Source organism: Halopseudomonas litoralis (assembly GCF_900105005.1).
GTDB classification, from domain to species: Bacteria; Pseudomonadota; Gammaproteobacteria; order Pseudomonadales; family Pseudomonadaceae; genus Halopseudomonas; species Halopseudomonas litoralis.
This window is the reverse complement of sequence record NZ_LT629748.1, coordinates 3,809,284-3,829,221: the sequence shown is the minus strand read 5'-3', so window position 1 is coordinate 3,829,221 and position 19,938 is coordinate 3,809,284. Positions and strand designations below refer to the sequence as shown.

Genomic DNA, 19,938 nt, shown 5'->3' with positions numbered 1-19,938 from the left:
TTCGCGATTACTTACGGATCGGCTTGCGCGGACCTTTACGGGTACGAGCGTTGGTCTTGGTGCGCTGGCCGCGGACCGGAAGACCACGACGATGACGCAGGCCGCGATAGCAGCCAAGATCCATAAGACGCTTGACGTTCATATTGATCGCGCGGCGCAGGTCACCTTCGGTGTTACTCTTGGCAACCTCGTTACGCAGCAGATCAATCTGCTCCTCGCTTAGATCCTTGATTTTTACACTGGGCTCAATGCCAGTGGCGGCACAGATCTGTTGTGCCTTGGTTTGACCGATACCAAAGATATAGGTCAGAGAGATAACAGCATGCTTGTTATCCGGGATGTTGACGCCTGCAATACGGGCCATCCAAATTACTCCGTCTGACAGCTACCTGACTCAACCCAAACGTAACAAGGTTGCGTGAAAAAGGGTGCAGTAGGGTAGCGCTAACATATAAAAAAATCAACCACCCGACCAGTTAACTGGTCGGGCGGCGGTTATCCTGAGACGTAGTCTTCAATCAGCGCGGGTTGAAAGATCAACCTTGGCGCTGCTTGTGACGAGGCTCAGCACTGCAAATTACCCGCACGCTGCCATTGCGGCGGATGATTTTGCAGTTACGGCAAAGCTTCTTGACTGATGCTGCAACTTTCATAACGTTCTCCAGAATCCTGAAATATCAGCGCAGCATGCCGCTGCCGTAGCCTTTCAGGTTCGATTTCTTCAAAAGAGACTCATACTGCTGAGAAACGAGGTGCGATTGTACTTGGGACATGAAGTCCATAACAACCACAACGACGATTAACAACGAGGTCCCACCCAGATAGAACGGCACGTTGGCCGAAACCACCAGGAACTGCGGCAGCAAACAGACCGCAGTCATGTACAGGGCACCGAACATGGTCAAGCGAGTCAGTACACCATCGATATAACGGGCGGACTGCTCACCCGGGCGGATACCCGGAATGAAAGCGCCTGACTTCTTCAGATTGTCAGCCACATCCTTGGGGTTGAACATCAACGCTGTATAGAAGAAGCAGAAGAAAATAATCCCCGCACTGAACAGTATGATGTTCAACGGCTGACCCGGGGCAATAGCCTGGGACAGGCTCTGCAGCCAACCCATACCGTCACCCTGACCGAACCAGGTTCCCAACGAAGCCGGGAACAACAGGATGCTGCTGGCGAAAATCGCCGGAATCACCCCAGCCATGTTGACCTTCAACGGCAAATGACTGGTCTGAGCGGCAAACACTTTGCGACCCTGTTGCCGTTTGGCGTAGTTCACGGTTATCCGCCGCTGACCACGCTCAACAAAGATCACGAACGCAATCATCGCCAGAGCCAGCAAGGCAATCGCAATCAGTGCGAAGATATTGATATCGCCCTGACGAGCCGCCTCGAAGGACTGCCCTATCGCGCCGGGCAAGCCGGCAACGATACCGGCGAAGATCAGCATGGATATACCATTGCCAACACCGCGCTCGGTAATCTGCTCACCCAGCCACATCATGAACATGGCACCGGCCACGAAGGTAGTGACTGCTATGAAATAGAAGCCAAAATCGTTGGCAAAGGCCACGCCCTGACTAGCGAGACCGACCGACATCCCTACTGCCTGGATCAATGCCAGAACCAGCGTGAGATAACGAGTGTACTGGCTGATCTTGCGGCGACCGGACTCGCCTTCTTTTTTCAACTGTTCCAGCGTGGGACTCACCGCCGTCATCAGCTGCATGATGATCGATGCAGAGATGTAAGGCATGATCCCCAGAGCGAAGATACTCATCCGCTCCAGGGCACCACCGGAAAACATGTTGAACAGGCTAAGAATGGTCCCCTCATTCTGTCTGAACATATCAGCCAGGCGATCAGGGTTGATACCGGGCACCGGTATATGCGCGCCGATTCGGTAAACGATGATTGCCAGGAACAGGAAGCGCAAGCGCCCCCACAGTTCCGTCAGGCCGCCTTGATTCATTCCAGAGAGAGCGCCTTGCTTAGCCATGTAGTCCTTATTCCTCGATCTTGCCGCCAGCTGCTTCGATCGCTGCACGAGCACCCTTGGTTGCCTTCAGCCCCTTGATAGTAACCGCTTTGGTTACATCGCCGGAAAGAACAACCTTGGCCCGTGCAAACTTGTCGCCAATGATATTGGCATCTTTCAAAGCTTGCAGGTCGATGACATCAACATCCAGCTTGTTCAGCTCGCTGGTGCGGATCTCGGTGGTGACCATACCGATTCTGGAAACAAAGCCGAACTTCGGCAGACGACGGTGCAACGGCTGTTGACCACCCTCGAAACCGGGAGCGACCTTACCGCCAGAGCGGGAAGTCAAACCTTTGTGACCGCGGCCGGCAGTCTTGCCCAGGCCGCTGCCGATACCACGACCGACGCGCAGCTTGGCTGGGCGTGAACCGGGCGCGGAACTCAGATCATTAAGTTTCATGTCTTAACCCTCAACTCGGACCATGTAGGAGACACTATTGATCATCCCACGGTTAGCCGGAGTATCTTCGACTTCGACGGTATGACCGATGCGACGCAGACCCAGCCCCTTGACGGAAGCCTTGTGGCTCGGCAGACGCCCGATCACGCTCTTGAACAGGGTCACTTTGATTTTTGCATTAGCCATGCCAGCTTACCCCACGATGTCTTCGACGGTCTTGCCACGCTTGGCCGCAACAGAGTCGGGAGACTGCATTGACTTCAGACCCTTGTAGGTAGCCTGAACGACGTTGACCGGGTTGGTGGAACCGTAACATTTAGCCAGTACGTTATGGATGCCAGCGGCTTCCAGAACGGCACGCATCGCGCCACCGGCAATAACACCGGTACCTTCCGAGGCAGGCATCATGAAGACCTTGGAGGCGCCATGTGCAGCTCGCAGGGGGTACTGAATGGTAGTGCCATTCAGATCTACCTGAATCATGTTACGACGTGCGGCTTCCATGGCTTTCTGGATGGCGGCAGGCACTTCACGCGCCTTGCCACGTCCGAAACCCACGCGACCATTGCCGTCGCCGACTACTGTCAGCGCTGTGAAGGCAAAGATCCGACCGCCCTTAACTACTTTGGCGACGCGGTTAACCTGTACGAGTTTCTCGATGTAACCTTCGTCACGCTTTTGATCGAAATTAGCCATAGCTCTACCCTTAGAATTCCAGCCCGCCTTCACGAGCGGCGTCGGCCAGCGCTTTCACGCGGCCATGATACTTGAAGCCGGAACGGTCGAAGGAGACCTGAGTTACACCGGCGGCCTTGGCACGCTCAGCAACCAGAAGACCCACTTGTTTAGCGGCTTCGATATTGCCTGTAGTGCCACTGCGCAAGTTCGAGTCAAGGGTGGAGGCACTGGCCAGAACCTTGGAACCGTCGGCCGAGATCACTTGTGCGTACATGTGCTGCGAAGAACGGTACACGCACAGACGTACGGCTTCCAGCTCGCGCATTTTCAGACGCGAACGACGAGCTCGACGGAGACGAATAACTTTTTTATCGCTCATTTTCTATGCCCTACTTCTTCTTGGCTTCTTTACGACGCACGATCTCGTCGGAGTAGCGAACACCCTTGCCCTTATAAGGCTCTGGGCGACGGAAATCACGAATTTCCGCAGCTACCTGACCGACCAGTTGCTTGTCGATACCTTTGATGACAATGTCAGTCTGGCTTGGGGTTTCAACCGAAATACCCTCAGGCAGCTGATAATCGATTGGGTGGGAGAAACCCAGAGCCAGGGACAGCACCTGTCCTTTGGCCTGAGCCCGGTATCCTACACCAACCAGCTGCAGCTTGCGCTCGAAACCTTGGCTGACGCCGACAACCATGTTGTTGACCAGTGCACGTGTAGTGCCGGCCATGGCTGCATTGACACTGCCAGGAGCGGGAGCAAAACGCAGAACTCCCTCTTCCTGAACTACTTCAACGGCGGGATGCAGATTCAGCGCCAACGAGCCCTTGGGGCCCTTGACGGAAACATCCAGACCATCGATCTTTACTTCTACACCCTGTGGCAAAGTGACAGGGTTCTTAGCGACGCGAGACATCGTAACCCCCTATCAGAATACGGTGCAGAGTACTTCACCGCCGATACCGGCAGCGCGAGCAGCGCGATCAGTCATGACACCTTTGTTGGTGGAGACGATCGAGACACCCAGCCCACCCTTGACCTTAGGAATCTGGTCAACGGACTTGTACTGGCGCAGGCCGGGACGGCTGACGCGCTTCACTTCTTCGATTACCGGCTTGCCTTCGAAGTACTTGAGCTCGATCGACAGCACAGGCTTGGCATCGCCCTGCACTTCGTAACCGGCTACATAGCCTTCTTCTTTAAGTACTTTGGCGACAGCCACCTTCAGCTTTGCCGAAGGCATGCTGACACTGGACTTTTCAGCCATCTGGGCATTACGGATACGGGTTAGCATATCGGCTAACGGGTCCTGCATACTCATGGGCTTTGTGCTCCTGAAACTGAGTAATTAAGGTCTTGTTTACCAGCTGGCCTTGACCAGACCGGGTACATCACCGCGCATGGCAGCTTCACGCAGTTTGATGCGCGAAAGACCGAATTTGCGGTATACGCCGTGCGGACGGCCAGTGATGCGGCAGCGGTTACGCTGACGGACCGGGCTCGCATCACGCGGCAGTTTCTGCAGGGCTACCTGGGCATTCCAACGATCTTCAACAGATGCGTTGACGTTGCCTACGGTGGCCTTGAGCTCAGCACGCTTGGCAGCGTACTTGGCAACCAGACGAGCCCGTTTGGCCTCGCGGTTCTTCATGCTGACTTTAGCCATTACCTGACTCCTAGTTACGGAACGGGAACTTGAACGCACGCAGCAGCGCGCGACCTTCGTCATCCGTCCGAGCGGTGGTGGTCAAAGTGATGTCCAGACCACGCAGGGCATCGATCTTGTCGTAATCGATTTCCGGGAAGATGATCTGCTCCTTGACGCCCATGCTGTAGTTGCCACGACCGTCGAAGGACTTGGCATTCAGACCACGGAAGTCACGTACGCGAGGCAGCGAGATCGACAGCAGACGATCCAGGAACTCATACATCTGTTCACGACGCAATGTCACTTTGACACCGATCGGCCAGCCGTCACGAATCTTGAAGCCGGCAATCGACTTGCGGGAGTATGTCACGATGCCTTTACGGCCAGTGATCTTCTCCAGGTCAGCCAGAGCGTTTTCAATGACTTTCTTGTCGCCTACCGCTTCACCAAGACCCATGTTCAGGGTGATCTTGGTGATCTTCGGAACTTCCATCACGTTCGCCAGGCCAAGTTCTTCCTTGATCTGGGGAACCAGGTTGCTCCGGTAATGCTCTTTCAATCTTGCCATGGTAAGCACCTAGATTCTCAAGCGTCGACCGCTTTTTGGGTCGACTTGAAAATACGAACCTTCTTACCGTCTTCGACCTTGAAGCCGACGCGGTCGGCCTTGCTGGTCTCAGGGTTGAAGATAGCCACGTTGGAGACGTGGATTGGCGCCTCCTTTTCAACAATACCGCCCTGCACACCAGCCATGGGATTCGGCTTGGTAGCGCGTTTGATAATGTTGACGCCAGCGATAACCAGGCGATCGTCAGTCAGGACCTTCTGGACCTTACCGCGCTTGCCTTTGTCTTTACCGGCGATGACGATTACGTCGTCGTCACGTTTGATCTTTTGCATGACCGAGCTCCTTACAGCACTTCGGGCGCGAGGGAAACGATCTTCATGAACTGCTCATTACGCAGTTCACGCGTCACTGGCCCAAAGATGCGGGTACCGATCGGCTCATTCTTGTTGTTGAGCAGAACAGCAGCGTTGCCATCAAAACGAATCAGCGAACCGTCGGTACGGCGAACGCCGTGACGAGTACGCACGATGACAGCAGTCAGCACCTGGCCTTTCTTTACTTTACCGCGCGGAATTGCTTCCTTGACGGTAACTTTGATGATATCGCCAATGCCGGCGTAGCGGCGGTGAGAACCGCCCAGAACCTTGATGCACATAACGCGACGTGCACCACTGTTGTCAGCTACATCCAACATGGATTGAGTCTGAATCATAACTTTCTCCGACCCTTAAATAATCCGCTATAACAGCGCGGGGCTTATACTTGCGCCGCGCGCTCGTCGATCTGCACCAGGGTCCAGTTCTTGGTTTTAGCCAAGGGACGGGTTTCCCGAATGGTGACCAGATCGCCGATGCGGCATTCGTTGTTTTCATCGTGCGCATGCAGTTTGGTAGAACGGCGTACGTACTTGCCGTACAGCGGGTGCTTTACCTGACGCTCGATGACAACAGTAACGGTTTTGTCCATCTTGTCGCTGACCACACGGCCAGTAACGGTACGAACTACAATGTTCTCGGCCATGATCAGTTACCACCTTTCTGATTGAGCACGGTCTTGACTCGAGCGATGTCACGCTTGGTCTGCTTCAGCAGGTGACTCTGACCCAGTTGACCGGTTGCCTTCTGCATGCGCAGGTTGAACTGATCGCGCAGCAGGGTAAGCAGCTGCTCGTTCAGCTGCTCGGCAGATTTTTCACGAAGTTCTGTCGCTTTCATCACATCACCGTCCGCTTAACGAAGGTGGTTGCCAGCGGCAGCTTGGCAGCAGCCAGGGCAAATGCCTCGCGTGCCAGCTCTTCGGAAACACCTTCAATCTCATACAGGACCTTGCCCGGCTGAATCTGGGCTACCCAGTATTCGACGTTACCCTTACCTTTACCCATCCGCACCTCGAGAGGCTTTTTGGAGATCGGCTTGTCAGGGAAGACACGGATCCAGATTTTACCGCCACGCTTCACGTGACGAGTCAGAGCACGACGCGCCGCTTCAATCTGACGAGCGGTCAAACGACCACGGCTGACGGATTTGAGTGCGTATTCGCCAAAGCTCACTTTACTGCCGCGATGAGCCAGACCACGGTTGTGGCCAGTCATCTGCTTGCGGAACTTCGTACGCTTGGGTTGTAACATGTGCGTACCCCTTACTTAGCAGCTTTTTTCTTGGTCGCGACGGCTTTGACTTCTTCGGGCTGACCACCAATGATCTCGCCTTTGAAAATCCAAACCTTCACACCGATCACACCGTATGTGGTGTGGGCTTCATAGGTTGCGTAGTCGATGTCGGCACGCAGAGTGTGCAGCGGCACACGGCCTTCACGGTACCATTCGGTACGGGCAATCTCGGCACCGCCAAGACGACCACTGACCTGAATCTTGATACCTTTACCACCGATACGCATGGTGTTCTGTACCGCACGCTTCATAGCGCGACGGAACATCACACGACGCTCCAGCTGTTGAGCAACGTTCTGTGCAACCAGGGCAGCGTCGAGTTCCGGCTTGCGGATCTCTTCGATGTTGATGTGCACCGGTACGCCCATCTGGCTGGTCAGCTCCTGACGCAGCTTCTCGACGTCCTCACCCTTCTTGCCAATCACGATACCCGGACGGGCAGTGTGAATAGTGATGCGGGCAGTCTGGGCCGGACGCTGAATATCAACGCGGCTGACAGAAGCGCTCTTCAATTTATTCTGAATGTACGCACGTACTTTCAGATCCGTATTCAGATAGTCCGCATAGGTGCGACCGTCTGCGTACCACACCGAAGTGTGCTGTTTAACAATACCGAGGCGAATGCCCGTCGGATGTACTTTCTGACCCATGTGATCGACTCCTACTTGTCAGCAACCTTGACCGTGATATGGCAAGACCGCTTGATGATGCGATCAGCACGGCCTTTGGCACGTGGCATGATGCGCTTCAGAGAGCGACCTTCGTTGACAAACACGGTGGAGACCTTGAGGTCATCCACGTCTGCGCCATCATTATGCTCGGCGTTGGCAATTGCCGACTCGAGCACTTTCTTGATGACATCAGCGGCCTTCTTGTTGCTGAAAGTCAGCAGATTCAGGGCCTCATCAACCTTCTTCCCGCGGATCTGGTCGGCGACCAAGCGAGCTTTCTGGGCAGAGAGTCGGGCGCCCTTGGCGGTAGCGGCTACTTCCATCTTCCTAACCCCTTAGCGCTTGGCTTTCTTGTCTGCCACGTGACCACGATAGGTCCGCGTAGCAGAGAATTCGCCGAGTTTGTGACCGACCATGTCTTCGGAAATGATAACCGGAACATGTTGGCGACCGTTGTGTACTGCGATGGTCAGACCGACCATCTGCGGCAGAATCATCGAACGGCGCGACCAGGTTTTCACCGGTTTGCGATCGTTCTTTTCTGCTGCAACTTCGACCTTCTTCAGTAGGTGAAGATCGATAAAAGGACCTTTCTTCAGAGAACGCGGCACGTCGTTTCCCCTCTATTACTTGCTGCGACGACGGACAATCATATTGTCTGTGCGCTTGTTTGACCGAGTCTTGGCACCCTTAGTGGGGAAGCCCCAAGGCGACACCGGATGACGACCACCAGAAGTACGTCCTTCACCACCACCATGCGGGTGATCTACCGGGTTCATGGCAACACCACGAACGGTAGGACGAACACCACGCCAGCGAGTGGCACCGGCCTTGCCGAGTGAGCGCAGGCTGTGTTCACCGTTGGATGCCTCACCCAGGGTGGCACGGCACTCGCCAAGAACCTTGCGCATTTCACCGGAACGCAGGCGAACGGTGACATAGGCACCTTCACGAGCAACCAGTTGCACGGAGGCGCCGGCGCTGCGAGCAACCTGAGCACCCTTGCCGGGCTTCAGCTCAATCGCGTGGATAGTGCTACCCACCGGGATATTACGCAGTGGCAGAGTGTTACCAGCCTTGATCGGCGCATCGGCACCCGAGATCAGCTGATCGCCGGCAGTCACGCCTTTAGGGGCGATGATGTAACGGCGCTCGCCATCGGCATACTTCAGCAGAGCAATATGAGCGGTACGGTTCGGATCGTATTCGATACGCTCAACGGTGGCTGGAATGCCATCCTTGTTGCGACGAAAATCGACCAGACGGTAGTGCTGCTTGTGACCGCCCCCACGATGACGCGTGGTGATGCGGCCATTATTGTTACGTCCACCAGACTTGCTTTGCTTCTCAAGCAAAGGTGCATAAGGAGCACCTTTGTGCAGGTCCGAGTTCACGACCTTTACAACGAAGCGGCGGCCAGCGGAAGTAGGTTTACATTTAACAATTGCCATGATGTACCCCCTCTCTTATTCAGCGCTGGCGAAGTCGAGGTCCTGACCGGCTTGCAGGCTGACATACGCCTTCTTCCAGTCATTACGCTTGCCCAGGCCGCGAACGGTTTGCTTGGTCTTGCCTTTGACATTCAGGGTCGACACGCTGTCAACCTTGACGCTGAACAACTGCTCAACGGCCTTCTTGATTTCCAGCTTGGTCGCGGTGGAGTCCACCTTGAAGACAAACTGGTTTTTGCTGTCAGCCAGCACGGTAGCCTTTTCGGATACATGTGGGCCGAGCAGTACTTTGAAAATGCGCTCTTGGTTCATCCCAGCATCTCCTCGAACTTCTTAACAGCAGGCACGGTGATCAGTACCTTGTCGTAAGCGATCAGGCTGACCGGATCAGAACCTTGCACATCACGTACATCAACATGGGGCAGGTTGCGCGCAGCCAGGTACAGATTGGTGTCCAGGCTGTCAGTGACGATCAGCACCTTCTCCAGGCTCAGCTCCTTGAGCTTGCTTACCAGAGCCTTGGTCTTGGGCGCTTCAACTGCGAAGCTCTCAACCACGACCAGACGCTCCAGACGCACCAGCTCGGACAGGATCGAGCGCATGGCGCCGCGGTACATCTTCCTGTTCAGCTTCTGCTCATGGTCCCGCGGACGAGCTGCAAAAGTGGTACCGCCCCCGCGCCAGATCGGGCTGCGGATAGTACCGGCACGAGCACGGCCAGTACCTTTCTGACGCCATGGCTTCTTGCCGCCACCGGACACTTCAGAACGGGTCTTTTGCTGCTTGGTGCCCTGACGACCACCAGCCATATAGGCAACAACGGCTTGGTGAACCAGGGTTTCGTTAAACTCGGTGGCAAAGGTCAGATCGGATACTTCGATCGCGCTTGCACCAGCTACATTCAGATTCATGCTAACTCCCCCTTAACCCTTGGCCTTGACTGCCGGGCGGACAACCACGTCGCTACCTGGCGCGCCGGGCACTGCGCCCTTGATGAGCAGCAGATTACGTTCGGCGTCAACGCGTACGACTTCCAGGGTCTGCACAGTCACTTGTCTGGCGCCCATGTGACCGGCCATTTTCTTGCCCTTGAATACGCGACCCGGGGTCTGGCACTGGCCAATGGAACCCGGAACACGGTGGGACAGGGAGTTACCGTGAGTGGCATCCTGTCCACGGAAGTTCCAGCGCTTGATGGTACCGGCAAAGCCCTTACCTTTGGACTGCCCGGTAACGTCTACTTTCTGGCCCGCTTCAAAGATGCTTACGGTGAGTTCTGCACCCGCGTCGAATTCAGCGCCCTCTTCCAGGCGGAACTCGCATACGCTGCGACCAGCAGCAGTATTCGCTTTGGCAAAATGCCCGGCCATCGGCTTGCTGACGCGACTGGCGCGACGCTCACCCACGGTGATCTGAACAGCTTGATAGCCGTCCGCATCAAGGGACTTGACTTGAGTGATACGGTTTGGCTCGACTTCAACCACCGTAACAGGAATGGAAACACCATCTTCAGTGAAAACGCGGGTCATACCGCATTTCCGGCCGACTAAACCGATAGTCATGTTGTAAACCTCATGAGTGCACGGGGCTATTACCCGCTATGGCCGCCCATTTCAGGGCGTTGCACGACTTATAGCCCCCGTCGTTTGGGGCTATCAGCCGAGGCTGATTTGAACCTCAACGCCAGCTGCAAGGTCCAGTTTCATCAGCGCATCGACAGTCTTGTCGGTGGGCTGAACGATATCCAGCACCCGTTTGTGGGTACGGATTTCATATTGATCCCGGGCATCTTTGTTGACGTGCGGAGAAACCAGCACTGTAAAACGCTCTTTGCGTGTCGGCAAAGGTATCGGACCACGCACCTGAGCCCCAGTACGTTTCGCGGTATCCACGATTTCCTGGGTTGATTGATCTATCAGGCGATGGTCAAAAGCCTTCAACCGAATACGAATCTGTTGGTTCTGCATTTGACCAGAAACTCCAAGCTTCAATTCTTCAGAGCACAACCCAAACGCGGGCAGGCCCATCCAAGGGAGGCGCAATTCTACTGATGCGCCAGACCAGTGTCAACCATAATACAAAAGCCCCCGATCAATCGGGGGCTTTTGCGTATGGCTCAGATCATCAAGCGATGATCTTGGCAACCACGCCGGCGCCAACGGTACGACCACCTTCGCGAATCGCGAAGCGCAGGCCGTCTTCCATGGCGATCGGAGCGATCAGCGTAACGTCCAGTTTGACGTTATCGCCAGGCATGACCATTTCCACGCCTTCAGGCAGTTCGCAGGAACCGGTCACGTCTGTGGTCCGGAAGTAGAACTGCGGACGATAGCCCTTGAAGAACGGAGTGTGACGGCCGCCTTCATCCTTGCCCAGCACGTACACTTCAGCTTCGAACTGAGTGTGCGGCTTGATGGTGCCCGGCTTGGCCAGAACCTGACCACGCTCTACGTCTTCACGCTTGGTGCCACGCAGCAGGACGCCGACGTTCTCACCAGCACGACCTTCGTCGAGCAGCTTGCGGAACATTTCAACACCAGTACAAGTGGTCTTGACGGTATCTTTGATACCAACGATTTCCACTTCTTCCTGGATACGCACGATGCCGCGCTCTACACGACCAGTCACAACAGTACCGCGACCGGAAATGGAGAATACGTCTTCGATCGGCATCAGGAACGGCTTGTCGATGGCACGCTCAGGCTCAGGGATGTAGGCATCCAGAGTCTCGACCAGAGTTTTGACGGCGGTAGTGCCCATGCCGTTGTCGTCCTGACCGTTCAGCGCCATCAGCGCGGAACCGATGATGATCGGAGTGTCGTCACCGGGGAAGTCGTAAGTGCTCAGCAGATCGCGCACTTCCATCTCAACCAGCTCCAGCAGCTCCTCATCATCAACCATGTCGGCCTTGTTCAGGAACACGACGATGTAAGGAACGCCAACCTGACGGGACAACAGGATGTGCTCGCGAGTCTGCGGCATGGGGCCGTCAGCAGCGGAACAGACCAGAATAGCGCCGTCCATCTGGGCAGCACCGGTGATCATGTTCTTGACGTAGTCAGCGTGACCCGGGCAGTCAACGTGCGCGTAGTGACGAGTCGGGGAATCATACTCAACGTGCGACGTGTTGATGGTGATACCACGAGCCTTCTCTTCCGGCGCGTTGTCGATCTGATCATAGCCCTTGGAAGAACCGCCGCTACCGAATACTTCGGCGCATACACGGGTCAGAGCAGCGGTCAGAGTGGTTTTGCCATGGTCAACGTGACCGATGGTGCCCACGTTCAGGTGCGGTTTGCTGCGTTCAAACTTTTCTTTTGCCACGATTAGTAACCTCTTGAATTAGCCAGGAAGCAATCAGCCTTGCTTCTTGATAATAGCGTCAACGATGTTCGAGGGAGCCTCGGCGTATCCGGAAAACTCCATGGCGTAGCTCGCGCGTCCCTGGGACATGGAGCGTACATCCGTGGCGTAACCGAACATCTCACCCAGCGGAACCTCGGCACGGATGATTTTCCCGGAAGGAGAATCTTCCATTCCCTGGACCAGACCACGACGACGGTTAAGGTCACCCATCACGTCACCCATGTAGTCCTCGGGGGTCACTACTTCTACTTTCATCATGGGCTCGAGCAGAACAGCACCACCCTTCTGGGCCAATTGCTTGGTGGCCATGGAAGCAGCGATCTTGAACGCCATCTCGTTCGAGTCAACATCATGATAAGAACCATCAAAGATGGTTGCTTTGAGGCTAAGCAGCGGGTAACCGGCGAGAACACCGTTTTTCATCTGCTCGTCAATGCCCTTCTGCACCGCAGGAATGTATTCCTTCGGCACCGTACCACCAACCACCTCACTGGCGAAGATCAAACCTTCGGCAGCATCATCAGCCGGCTCGAAGCGAATCCAGACGTGACCGAACTGACCACGACCACCGGACTGGCGCACGAACTTGCCTTCGATTTCACAGGTGTTGCGAATCGCTTCACGGTAAGCCACCTGCGGCTTGCCAATGTTGGCTTCCACGTTGAACTCGCGTCTCATGCGGTCAACCAGAATATCCAGGTGCAACTCACCCATACCACCGATGATGGTCTGACCAGACTCTTCGTCTGTGCGGACGCTGAAAGATGGATCCTCCTGAGCCAGCTTGCCCAGCGCGATACCCATCTTCTCCTGGTCAGCCTTGGTCTTCGGCTCGACGGCAACGTGAATCACCGGCTCGGGGAAGTCCATGCGCTCCAGAACGATCTGCTTGTCCAGATCACACAGGGTGTCACCGGTAGTCACATCTTTCATGCCGATCAGGGCAGCGATATCACCAGCACGCAACTCCTTGATCTCTTCGCGGTTGTTCGCCTGCATCTGCACCATACGACCAACGCGCTCTTTCTTGCCCTTGACCGAGTTGATCACGGAGTCACCCGAAGACAGGACACCCGAATAAACGCGAACGAAGGTCAGAGTACCGACGAAGGGATCTGTGGCAATCTTGAAGGCCAGCGCCGCGAAAGGCTCGTCGTCGCTGGAGATGCGCCGATCGGTCTTTTCGTCGTCATCCGGGTGCACACCCTTGATGGCTTCAACTTCATCAGGAGCAGGCAGGAAGTCGATGACAGCATCAAGCACCAGGGGAACACCCTTGTTCTTGAAGGAAGAACCACAGACAGCCGGGACGATCTCGCTGGCCAGGGTGCGCTGACGCAGACCGGCCTTGATTTCCTCGAGAGTCAGCTCGCCTTCTTCCAGGTACTTGTTCATCAGCTCTTCGTTGGCTTCAGCAGCAGCTTCTACCAGTTTTTCACGGTATTCCGCAGCCAGCTCGGCCATATCCTCAGGGATCTCTTCCTCACGGAAGGTCATGCCCATGTCGGCATCGTTCCAGTAGATTGCCTTCATGCGCAGCAGATCCACCTGACCAACGAAATTCTCTTCCGAACCGATCGGCAGCTGAATCGCCACAGGCGTATGGCCGAGGCGCTTCTTGATCTGCTCGACGACGCGCAGGAAGTTGGCACCCTGACGGTCCAGCTTGTTCACGTAGACGATACGCGGCACGCCGTACTTGTTAGCCTGACGCCATACGGTTTCGGACTGCGGCTCAACACCTGAAGTACCACAGAAAACCACAACCGCACCATCGAGTACGCGCAGCGAACGCTCCACTTCGATGGTGAAGTCAACGTGACCGGGGGTATCGATAACGTTGACGCGGTGTTGCTTGTACTGCTTCTCAGAACCCTGCCAGAAAGCGGTTACAGCAGCAGAGGTGATGGTAATACCACGCTCCTGCTCCTGGGCCATCCAGTCAGTGGTACTGGCGCCATCATGAGTCTCGCCCATCTTGTGGTTGACGCCGGTGTAGAACAGGATCCGTTCCGTGGTTGTGGTTTTGCCCGCATCGACGTGCGCACAAATACCGATATTTCGGTACAGATTGATCGGGGTTGTACGAGCCACGATAGTCTCCTGAGTCGTTGTTTAGAAGCGATAGTGAGAAAAGGCTTTGTTGGCTTCAGCCATACGGTGCACGTCTTCACGCTTCTTGACCGCAGAACCTTTGCCCTCAGATGCATCAAGCAGTTCGCCGGCAAGGCGCAGATCCATCGACTTCTCGCCACGCTTACGGGCAGCATCTACCAACCAACGCATCGCCAGAGCATTGCGACGGGAGGGACGCACTTCAACCGGAACCTGGTAGGTGGCACCACCTACACGGCGAGATTTGACCTCGACCAACGGAGCAATGGCATCGAGCGCCTTTTCAAACAGCTCGACCGGATCATCGGTCTTGGTGCGCTCTTTGACCTTCTCCAGAGCACCATACACGATGCGCTCGGCGGTCGACTTCTTGCCGCTTTCCATTACATGGTTCATGAATTTGGCGAGAACCTGGCTGCCATATTTAGGTTCTGGCAGGATCTCACGTTTTGCCGCTACACGACGTCTTGGCATGATAAGCCCTCAAACGGTCTTCAGGTTAGCTCAGGACTGCAACAATTGCGTTACGCCTGACCTTACTCTTATCGACTCAGGTTAAATGAATTCAAATTTACTTCGGACGCTTGGCGCCGTACTTGGAACGACCCTGCTTACGGTCTTTGACACCGGAGGTGTCCAGCGAACCGCGAACAGTGTGGTAACGCACACCTGGCAAGTCTTTTACACGGCCGCCGCGAATCAGGACGACGCTGTGCTCTTGCAGGTTGTGGCCTTCACCACCGATGTACGAAGAAACTTCAAAGCCGTTGGTCAGACGAACACGGCAGACCTTACGCAGAGCCGAGTTCGGCTTCTTCGGCGTGGTGGTATATACGCGAGTACATACTCCACGACGCTGCGGGCAGTTCTGCAGCGCAGGCACGTCGCTTTTTTCAGCAACACGCTTACGCGGCTTTTGAACCAGCTGGTTGATTGTTGCCATCTAGCAAAACTCCACTGATGTCCTGGGACATATTAAATAAAACGGCAGGGCCAAATGCCCCGCCTATTTTAGGGGTACGGAATTCTATAGAGACCTCCCCTGATCGTCAAGCTCACCCGCCATGCACCACGACGGGTGACACCTGTCAATTGCTGCTGGAGTTCAGCGCATCCGACAAAGCCTGCTCGACTTCACTTGCACTTACCTTGCTCGGCTTGTCCGCCAGGCGCTTACGCTTGCGCTCGGCGTGATAAGCCAGACCGGTACCGGCCGGAATCAGTCGTCCGACTACCACGTTTTCCTTCAGACCGCGCAGGTGATCGCGCTTGCCGGTAACAGCAGCCTCGGTCAATACCCGCGTGGTCTCCTGGAAGGAGGCAGCCGAGATGAAGGACTCGGTCGACAGCGATGCCTTGGTGATACCCAGCAGCACACGGTCGTACTTGGCCAGGAATTTATCCTGCCCTGCCAGAGCTTCATTCTCTTCCAGGACCTGGGTCAACTCGACCTGATCGCCCTTGATGAAGTTAGAATCGCCCGACTCGGTGATCTCGACCTTGCGCAGCATCTGGCGGATAGTCACCTCGATGTGCTTGTCGTTGATCTTCACACCCTGCAGGCGGTAAACGTCCTGGATCTCGTTGACGATATACTTGGCCAGCTCGCTGACACCCAACAGGCGCAGGATGTCGTGCGGGTTGCTCGGACCATCGGAGATGACCTCACCCTTGGTAACCTGCTCACCTTCAAACACGTTCAGATGGCGCCACTTCGGAATCAGCTCCTCGTAGTGATCACTGCCATCGGTCGGAGTGATGACCAGACGACGCTTGCCCTTGGTTTCCTTGCCGAAGGAGATCGTTCCGCTGATTTCCGCCAGGATCGACGGCTCTTTCGGACGACGCGCCTCGAACAGATCGGCAACACGCGGCAGACCACCGGTGATATCGCGAGTCTTGGACGTTTCCTGCGGAATACGTGCCAGCACATCACCGATGCTCACCTGCACTCCATCGGACAGGTTGACCTGTGTCTTCTCGGGCAGGAAGTACTGGGCCGGCACATCAGTGCCCGGCAACATCAATTCCTTGCCATCCGCACCCAGCAGCTTCACGGTCGGACGGATGTCCTTACCTGAAGTCGGACGCTCGTGGACCGCCATCACCTCAATGTTGGTCAAACCGGTCAGCTCATCGGTCTGGCGGCGGATGGTGATCCCCTCCTCCATGCCGACGAAGTGCGCCGTACCGGCAATCTCGGTCACGATCGGGTGGGTGTGCGGATCCCACTTGGCAACGACCTGCCCGGCCTGCACCTTGTCCCCTTCGTGAATCGAGATCACAGCACCGTATGGCAGCTTGTAACGCTCACGCTCACGGCCGAACTCGTCCGCCAGCGCCAATTCACCGGAACGGGATACGGCAACCAGGGCGCCGTCGTCACGGGTCACGTGCTTCAGGTTATGCAGACGAATGGTACCGGCGCTCTTGACCTGAATACTGTCCTGAGCAGCGGTCCGGCTCGCGGCACCACCGATGTGGAACGTACGCATGGTCAGCTGGGTACCCGGCTCACCAATTGACTGGGCCGCGATGACACCGACCGCCTCACCGATGTTGATCTGGTGACCACGTGCCAGGTCGCGACCGTAACAGGTGGAGCATACGCCGTAGCGGGTTTCACAGGTAATCGGCGAACGCACGATCACTTCATCGACACTGTTGGTCTCGAGAAATTCGACCCACTGCTCGTCGATCAGAGTACCACCGGCGACGATGACGTCCTCGGTACCCGGCTTGACCACGTCAGAGGCGATAACTCGACCCAGAACGCGCTCACCCAGTGGCTCGACAATATCACCGCCTTCGATATGCGGCTTCATCACCAGACCGCGATCTGTTCCACAGTCGACTTCGGTAATCACCAGGTCCTGTGCCACGTCAACCAGACGACGGGTCAGGTAACCGGAGTTGGCGGTCTTCAATGCCGTGTCTGCCAGACCCTTACGCGCACCGTGGGTGGAGATAAAGTACTGAAGTACGTTCAGACCTTCACGGAAGTTGGCGACGATCGGCGTCTCGATGATCGAGCCGTCCGGCTTGGCCATCAGACCACGCATACCGGCCAACTGACGGATCTGGGCGGCGGAACCCCGGGCACCGGAGTCGGCCATCATGTACATGGAGTTGAAAGACTCCTGCTCGACCTCATTGCCCTCGCGATCCAGCACGCGGGTGGACTTGAGGTTGTCCATCATCGCCTTGGAAATCTCGTCGTTGGCTTTGGACCACAAGTCGATGACCTTGTTGTACTTCTCGCCGGCGGTAACCAGACCGGACGCGTACTGGTCTTCGATCTCCTTCACCTCGGCGGTAGCGTCTTCGATGATGCGGGCCTTCTCATCAGGGATGACGAAGTCGTTCACACCAATGGAAGCACCGGAAATAGTCGAGTAGGCAAAGCCGGTGTACATCAGCTGGTCAGCGAAGATAACGGTCTCTTTAAGCCCCACTACCCGATAGCAGGTATTGATGAGCTTGGAGATCGCCTTCTTCTTCAACGGCTGGTCAACCAGCTCGAACGGCAAGCCCTTGGGCAGAATCTGGAACAGCAGCGCGCGACCGGCAGTGGTGTCGAGAAGGCGCGTTTCGGTGGTCCAGCTCTCATCCTTGTGCTTGATGGTTTCTTCGATACGCACCTTGACCAGCGCGTGCAGATCGACCTGACCACTGCGATAGGCCATCTCGACCTCAGCGATACTGGCGAAACGCATACCTTCACCGCGCGCATTGATGCGCGAGCGGGTCATGTAATACAAGCCCAGTACCACGTCCTGCGACGGCACGATGATCGGCTCACCGCTGGCGGGCGACAGGATGTTGTTGGTGGACATCATCAGCGCGCGCGCTTCCAGCTGGGCTTCCAGCGTCAACGGCACGTGAACAGCCATCTGGTCACCGTCAAAGTCGGCGTTGTACGCAGCACATACCAGCGGGTGCAACTGAATGGCCTTGCCTTCGATCAGTACCGGCTCGAATGCCTGGATACCCAGACGGTGCAGGGTCGGGGCGCGGTTCAGCAGTACCGGGTGTTCGCGGATGACTTCGGCGAGAATATCCCAAACCTCGGGCAATTCACGCTCGACCATCTTCTTGGCGGCCTTGATAGTGGTCGCCAGACCGCGGTGTTCCAGCTTGCCGAAGATGAACGGCTTGAACAGTTCCAGCGCCATCTTCTTGGGCAGACCGCACTGGTGCAGACGCAGCGTCGGCCCCACAACGATCACCGAACGACCGGAATAGTCGACGCGCTTACCCAGCAGGTTCTGACGGAAACGACCCTGCTTACCCTTGATCATGTCGGCCAGGGACTTCAGCGGGCGCTTGTTGGTGCCAGTAATGGCACGACCACGACGACCGTTGTCCAGCAGCGCATCAACCGATTCCTGCAACATGCGCTTTTCGTTGCGCACGATGATATCCGGCGCGGACAAGTCCAGCAGCCGCTTCAGGCGGTTGTTACGGTTGATCACCCGGCGATACAGGTCGTTCAGGTCGGAGGTCGCGAACCGGCCACCGTCCAGCGGTACCAGCGGACGCAGATCCGGCGGCAGTACTGGCAGTACGGTCATGACCATCCATTCCGGCTTGTTGCCGGAACCCTGGAAGGCTTCCATCAGCTTCAGGCGCTTGGACAGCTTCTTGATCTTGGTTTCCGAGGTGGTCTGCGGAATTTCCTCGCGCAGGCGGGATACCTCATGCTCCAGATCCATCGCGGTCAGCAACTCGAATACGGCTTCGGCACCCATGCGGGCGTCGAACTCGTCACCGAACTCTTCGAGGGCCTCGAAGTATTGCTCATCGTTCAGCAGCTGGCCTTTCTCCAGCGTGGTCAGACCGGGCTCGATCACAACGTAGCTTTCGAAATACAGTACCCGCTCGATATCACGCAGGGTCATGTCCAGCAGCAGTCCGATCCGGGACGGCAGGGACTTCAGGAACCAGATATGCGCAACCGGCGATGCCAGTTCTATATGACCCATGCGCTCACGACGGACCTTGGCCAGTGCGACTTCAACACCGCACTTTTCACAAATCACACCGCGATGCTTGAGGCGCTTGTACTTGCCACACAGGCACTCATAGTCTTTTACCGGGCCAAAGATCTTGGCGCAGAACAGACCGTCACGCTCCGGCTTGAATGTCCGGTAGTTGATGGTTTCCGGCTTTTTGACTTCGCCGTAGGACCATGACCGGATCATTTCCGGTGATGCCAAGCCGATTCGAATGGAATCGAACTCTTCAACTTGTCCTTGGGACTTGAGCAGGTTCAATAAGTCTTTCAAGGCCTATACTCCTCGCAGTGTCTCAAGGGCGG

Annotated in this window: 29 protein-coding genes; all 29 read right to left on the bottom strand. The window is 56.1% G+C overall.

Translation table 11 applies throughout. The annotated features are described in order from the left end of the window. Positions 1–7: 7 nt before the first annotated feature. The 29 genes from rpsM to rpoC all read right to left on the bottom strand — a co-directional run bounded on the left by rpsM (position 8) and on the right by rpoC (position 19,906). Positions 8–364, bottom strand: a complete 357-nt coding sequence (gene rpsM / locus BLU11_RS18390; RefSeq protein ID WP_090275859.1) for a 30S ribosomal protein S13 — start codon at positions 362–364, stop codon at positions 8–10. 172 nt (positions 365–536) lie between these two features. Further along, the gene (gene rpmJ / locus BLU11_RS18385) at positions 537–653 is read right to left on the bottom strand and encodes a 50S ribosomal protein L36 (protein ID WP_076939769.1); all 117 of its coding nucleotides are present in this window, start codon (positions 651–653) and stop codon (positions 537–539) included. Between the two features lie 24 nt (positions 654–677). Then, the gene (gene secY, locus BLU11_RS18380; protein WP_090275855.1) at positions 678–2,006 is read right to left on the bottom strand and encodes a preprotein translocase subunit SecY; all 1,329 of its coding nucleotides are present in this window, start codon (positions 2,004–2,006) and stop codon (positions 678–680) included. A 7-nt stretch (positions 2,007–2,013) separates the two neighbouring features. Then, entirely contained in the window at positions 2,014–2,448 is a 435-nt protein-coding gene (gene rplO / locus BLU11_RS18375; protein ID WP_090275852.1) for a 50S ribosomal protein L15, read from the bottom strand. A gap of 3 nt (positions 2,449–2,451) precedes the next feature. Further along, entirely contained in the window at positions 2,452–2,634 is a 183-nt protein-coding gene (gene rpmD, locus BLU11_RS18370; protein WP_090275850.1) for a 50S ribosomal protein L30, read from the bottom strand. A 6-nt stretch (positions 2,635–2,640) separates the two neighbouring features. Then, a complete protein-coding gene (gene rpsE / locus BLU11_RS18365; protein WP_036993694.1) occupies positions 2,641–3,144 on the bottom strand; it encodes a 30S ribosomal protein S5 in 504 nt (167 codons plus the stop codon). Between the two features lie 10 nt (positions 3,145–3,154). After that, entirely contained in the window at positions 3,155–3,505 is a 351-nt protein-coding gene (gene rplR, locus BLU11_RS18360; protein WP_090275847.1) for a 50S ribosomal protein L18, read from the bottom strand. 10 nt (positions 3,506–3,515) lie between these two features. Further along, complete coding sequence (gene rplF, locus BLU11_RS18355) at positions 3,516–4,046, bottom strand: 50S ribosomal protein L6 (protein WP_090275846.1); 531 nt, start codon at positions 4,044–4,046, stop codon at positions 3,516–3,518. 12 nt (positions 4,047–4,058) lie between these two features. Next, positions 4,059–4,451 (bottom strand): 30S ribosomal protein S8, encoded by a 393-nt coding sequence (gene rpsH / locus BLU11_RS18350; protein ID WP_090275844.1) that lies wholly within the window; start codon positions 4,449–4,451, stop codon positions 4,059–4,061. 39 nt (positions 4,452–4,490) lie between these two features. After that, on the bottom strand, positions 4,491–4,796 hold the full coding sequence (gene rpsN / locus BLU11_RS18345; protein ID WP_090275842.1) for a 30S ribosomal protein S14: 306 nt from the start codon (positions 4,794–4,796) through the stop codon (positions 4,491–4,493). 10 nt (positions 4,797–4,806) lie between these two features. Continuing rightward, positions 4,807–5,346, bottom strand: coding sequence for a 50S ribosomal protein L5 (rplE, locus tag BLU11_RS18340; RefSeq protein WP_090275840.1), 540 nt, complete (start codon positions 5,344–5,346; stop codon positions 4,807–4,809). A gap of 17 nt (positions 5,347–5,363) precedes the next feature. Continuing rightward, the gene (gene rplX, locus BLU11_RS18335) at positions 5,364–5,678 is read right to left on the bottom strand and encodes a 50S ribosomal protein L24 (RefSeq protein ID WP_090275839.1); all 315 of its coding nucleotides are present in this window, start codon (positions 5,676–5,678) and stop codon (positions 5,364–5,366) included. An 11-nt stretch (positions 5,679–5,689) separates the two neighbouring features. Continuing rightward, on the bottom strand, positions 5,690–6,058 hold the full coding sequence (gene rplN / locus BLU11_RS18330; protein WP_036993708.1) for a 50S ribosomal protein L14: 369 nt from the start codon (positions 6,056–6,058) through the stop codon (positions 5,690–5,692). 44 nt (positions 6,059–6,102) lie between these two features. Further along, positions 6,103–6,366, bottom strand: a complete 264-nt coding sequence (gene rpsQ / locus BLU11_RS18325; RefSeq protein ID WP_090275836.1) for a 30S ribosomal protein S17 — start codon at positions 6,364–6,366, stop codon at positions 6,103–6,105. 2 nt (positions 6,367–6,368) lie between these two features. After that, positions 6,369–6,560 carry a 50S ribosomal protein L29 gene (gene rpmC / locus BLU11_RS18320; RefSeq protein WP_036993711.1) on the bottom strand — a complete coding sequence of 64 codons (192 nt, stop codon included), beginning with the start codon at positions 6,558–6,560 and terminating at the stop codon, positions 6,369–6,371. Further along, a complete protein-coding gene (rplP, locus tag BLU11_RS18315; RefSeq protein ID WP_036993714.1) occupies positions 6,560–6,973 on the bottom strand; it encodes a 50S ribosomal protein L16 in 414 nt (137 codons plus the stop codon). Before rplP ends, rpmC begins: the two co-directional genes overlap by 1 nt. Positions 6,974–6,984: 11 nt before the next feature. Further along, positions 6,985–7,665, bottom strand: a complete 681-nt coding sequence (rpsC, locus tag BLU11_RS18310; RefSeq protein WP_090275833.1) for a 30S ribosomal protein S3 — start codon at positions 7,663–7,665, stop codon at positions 6,985–6,987. Positions 7,666–7,676: 11 nt separating this feature from the next. Beyond that, positions 7,677–8,009 (bottom strand): 50S ribosomal protein L22, encoded by a 333-nt coding sequence (gene rplV, locus BLU11_RS18305; RefSeq protein WP_090275830.1) that lies wholly within the window; start codon positions 8,007–8,009, stop codon positions 7,677–7,679. 12 nt (positions 8,010–8,021) lie between these two features. Continuing rightward, positions 8,022–8,297: a 30S ribosomal protein S19 gene (rpsS, locus tag BLU11_RS18300; protein ID WP_090275827.1), complete on the bottom strand. Its 276-nt coding sequence runs from the start codon at positions 8,295–8,297 to the stop codon at positions 8,022–8,024. Between the two features lie 15 nt (positions 8,298–8,312). Next, positions 8,313–9,137: a 50S ribosomal protein L2 gene (gene rplB / locus BLU11_RS18295; protein WP_090275825.1), complete on the bottom strand. Its 825-nt coding sequence runs from the start codon at positions 9,135–9,137 to the stop codon at positions 8,313–8,315. A gap of 15 nt (positions 9,138–9,152) precedes the next feature. Then, a complete protein-coding gene (rplW, locus tag BLU11_RS18290; protein WP_090275823.1) occupies positions 9,153–9,449 on the bottom strand; it encodes a 50S ribosomal protein L23 in 297 nt (98 codons plus the stop codon). After that, positions 9,446–10,048: a 50S ribosomal protein L4 gene (gene rplD, locus BLU11_RS18285; protein WP_090275822.1), complete on the bottom strand. Its 603-nt coding sequence runs from the start codon at positions 10,046–10,048 to the stop codon at positions 9,446–9,448. Before rplD ends, rplW begins: the two co-directional genes overlap by 4 nt. Before the next feature lie 12 nt (positions 10,049–10,060). After that, the gene (gene rplC, locus BLU11_RS18280; protein ID WP_090275819.1) at positions 10,061–10,699 is read right to left on the bottom strand and encodes a 50S ribosomal protein L3; all 639 of its coding nucleotides are present in this window, start codon (positions 10,697–10,699) and stop codon (positions 10,061–10,063) included. A 93-nt stretch (positions 10,700–10,792) separates the two neighbouring features. Then, a complete protein-coding gene (gene rpsJ, locus BLU11_RS18275) occupies positions 10,793–11,104 on the bottom strand; it encodes a 30S ribosomal protein S10 (protein WP_028614853.1) in 312 nt (103 codons plus the stop codon). A gap of 157 nt (positions 11,105–11,261) precedes the next feature. Continuing rightward, the gene (gene tuf / locus BLU11_RS18270; RefSeq protein ID WP_090275798.1) at positions 11,262–12,461 is read right to left on the bottom strand and encodes an elongation factor Tu; all 1,200 of its coding nucleotides are present in this window, start codon (positions 12,459–12,461) and stop codon (positions 11,262–11,264) included. 33 nt (positions 12,462–12,494) lie between these two features. Further along, positions 12,495–14,597 (bottom strand): elongation factor G, encoded by a 2,103-nt coding sequence (fusA, locus tag BLU11_RS18265; protein WP_090275817.1) that lies wholly within the window; start codon positions 14,595–14,597, stop codon positions 12,495–12,497. A 21-nt stretch (positions 14,598–14,618) separates the two neighbouring features. Further along, positions 14,619–15,092, bottom strand: a complete 474-nt coding sequence (gene rpsG / locus BLU11_RS18260) for a 30S ribosomal protein S7 (protein WP_090275815.1) — start codon at positions 15,090–15,092, stop codon at positions 14,619–14,621. 97 nt (positions 15,093–15,189) lie between these two features. Then, positions 15,190–15,561: a 30S ribosomal protein S12 gene (gene rpsL, locus BLU11_RS18255; protein ID WP_036993737.1), complete on the bottom strand. Its 372-nt coding sequence runs from the start codon at positions 15,559–15,561 to the stop codon at positions 15,190–15,192. Positions 15,562–15,706: 145 nt separating this feature from the next. Further along, entirely contained in the window at positions 15,707–19,906 is a 4,200-nt protein-coding gene (gene rpoC / locus BLU11_RS18250; protein WP_090275813.1) for a DNA-directed RNA polymerase subunit beta', read from the bottom strand. Positions 19,907–19,938 lie beyond the last annotated feature (32 nt).

What these genes read in the sequence shown, in the direction of transcription:
- rpsM (WP_090275859.1), bottom strand. Translation starts at nt 364, where the DNA reads ATGGCCCGTATTGCAGGCGTCAACATCCCGGATAACAAGCATGCTGTT.
- rpmJ (WP_076939769.1), bottom strand. Translation starts at nt 653, where the DNA reads ATGAAAGTTGCAGCATCAGTCAAGAAGCTTTGCCGTAACTGCAAAATC.
- secY (WP_090275855.1), bottom strand. Translation starts at nt 2,006, where the DNA reads ATGGCTAAGCAAGGCGCTCTCTCTGGAATGAATCAAGGCGGCCTGACG.
- rplO (WP_090275852.1), bottom strand. Translation starts at nt 2,448, where the DNA reads ATGAAACTTAATGATCTGAGTTCCGCGCCCGGTTCACGCCCAGCCAAG.
- rpmD (WP_090275850.1), bottom strand. Translation starts at nt 2,634, where the DNA reads ATGGCTAATGCAAAAATCAAAGTGACCCTGTTCAAGAGCGTGATCGGG.
- rpsE (WP_036993694.1), bottom strand. Translation starts at nt 3,144, where the DNA reads ATGGCTAATTTCGATCAAAAGCGTGACGAAGGTTACATCGAGAAACTC.
- rplR (WP_090275847.1), bottom strand. Translation starts at nt 3,505, where the DNA reads ATGAGCGATAAAAAAGTTATTCGTCTCCGTCGAGCTCGTCGTTCGCGT.
- rplF (WP_090275846.1), bottom strand. Translation starts at nt 4,046, where the DNA reads ATGTCTCGCGTCGCTAAGAACCCTGTCACTTTGCCACAGGGTGTAGAA.
- rpsH (WP_090275844.1), bottom strand. Translation starts at nt 4,451, where the DNA reads ATGAGTATGCAGGACCCGTTAGCCGATATGCTAACCCGTATCCGTAAT.
- rpsN (WP_090275842.1), bottom strand. Translation starts at nt 4,796, where the DNA reads ATGGCTAAAGTCAGCATGAAGAACCGCGAGGCCAAACGGGCTCGTCTG.
- rplE (WP_090275840.1), bottom strand. Translation starts at nt 5,346, where the DNA reads ATGGCAAGATTGAAAGAGCATTACCGGAGCAACCTGGTTCCCCAGATC.
- rplX (WP_090275839.1), bottom strand. Translation starts at nt 5,678, where the DNA reads ATGCAAAAGATCAAACGTGACGACGACGTAATCGTCATCGCCGGTAAA.
- rplN (WP_036993708.1), bottom strand. Translation starts at nt 6,058, where the DNA reads ATGATTCAGACTCAATCCATGTTGGATGTAGCTGACAACAGTGGTGCA.
- rpsQ (WP_090275836.1), bottom strand. Translation starts at nt 6,366, where the DNA reads ATGGCCGAGAACATTGTAGTTCGTACCGTTACTGGCCGTGTGGTCAGC.
- rpmC (WP_036993711.1), bottom strand. Translation starts at nt 6,560, where the DNA reads ATGAAAGCGACAGAACTTCGTGAAAAATCTGCCGAGCAGCTGAACGAG.
- rplP (WP_036993714.1), bottom strand. Translation starts at nt 6,973, where the DNA reads ATGTTACAACCCAAGCGTACGAAGTTCCGCAAGCAGATGACTGGCCAC.
- rpsC (WP_090275833.1), bottom strand. Translation starts at nt 7,665, where the DNA reads ATGGGTCAGAAAGTACATCCGACGGGCATTCGCCTCGGTATTGTTAAA.
- rplV (WP_090275830.1), bottom strand. Translation starts at nt 8,009, where the DNA reads ATGGAAGTAGCCGCTACCGCCAAGGGCGCCCGACTCTCTGCCCAGAAA.
- rplB (WP_090275825.1), bottom strand. Translation starts at nt 9,137, where the DNA reads ATGGCAATTGTTAAATGTAAACCTACTTCCGCTGGCCGCCGCTTCGTT.
- rplW (WP_090275823.1), bottom strand. Translation starts at nt 9,449, where the DNA reads ATGAACCAAGAGCGCATTTTCAAAGTACTGCTCGGCCCACATGTATCC.
- rplD (WP_090275822.1), bottom strand. Translation starts at nt 10,048, where the DNA reads ATGAATCTGAATGTAGCTGGTGCAAGCGCGATCGAAGTATCCGATCTG.
- rplC (WP_090275819.1), bottom strand. Translation starts at nt 10,699, where the DNA reads ATGACTATCGGTTTAGTCGGCCGGAAATGCGGTATGACCCGCGTTTTC.
- rpsJ (WP_028614853.1), bottom strand. Translation starts at nt 11,104, where the DNA reads ATGCAGAACCAACAGATTCGTATTCGGTTGAAGGCTTTTGACCATCGC.
- rpsG (WP_090275815.1), bottom strand. Translation starts at nt 15,092, where the DNA reads ATGCCAAGACGTCGTGTAGCGGCAAAACGTGAGATCCTGCCAGAACCT.
- rpsL (WP_036993737.1), bottom strand. Translation starts at nt 15,561, where the DNA reads ATGGCAACAATCAACCAGCTGGTTCAAAAGCCGCGTAAGCGTGTTGCT.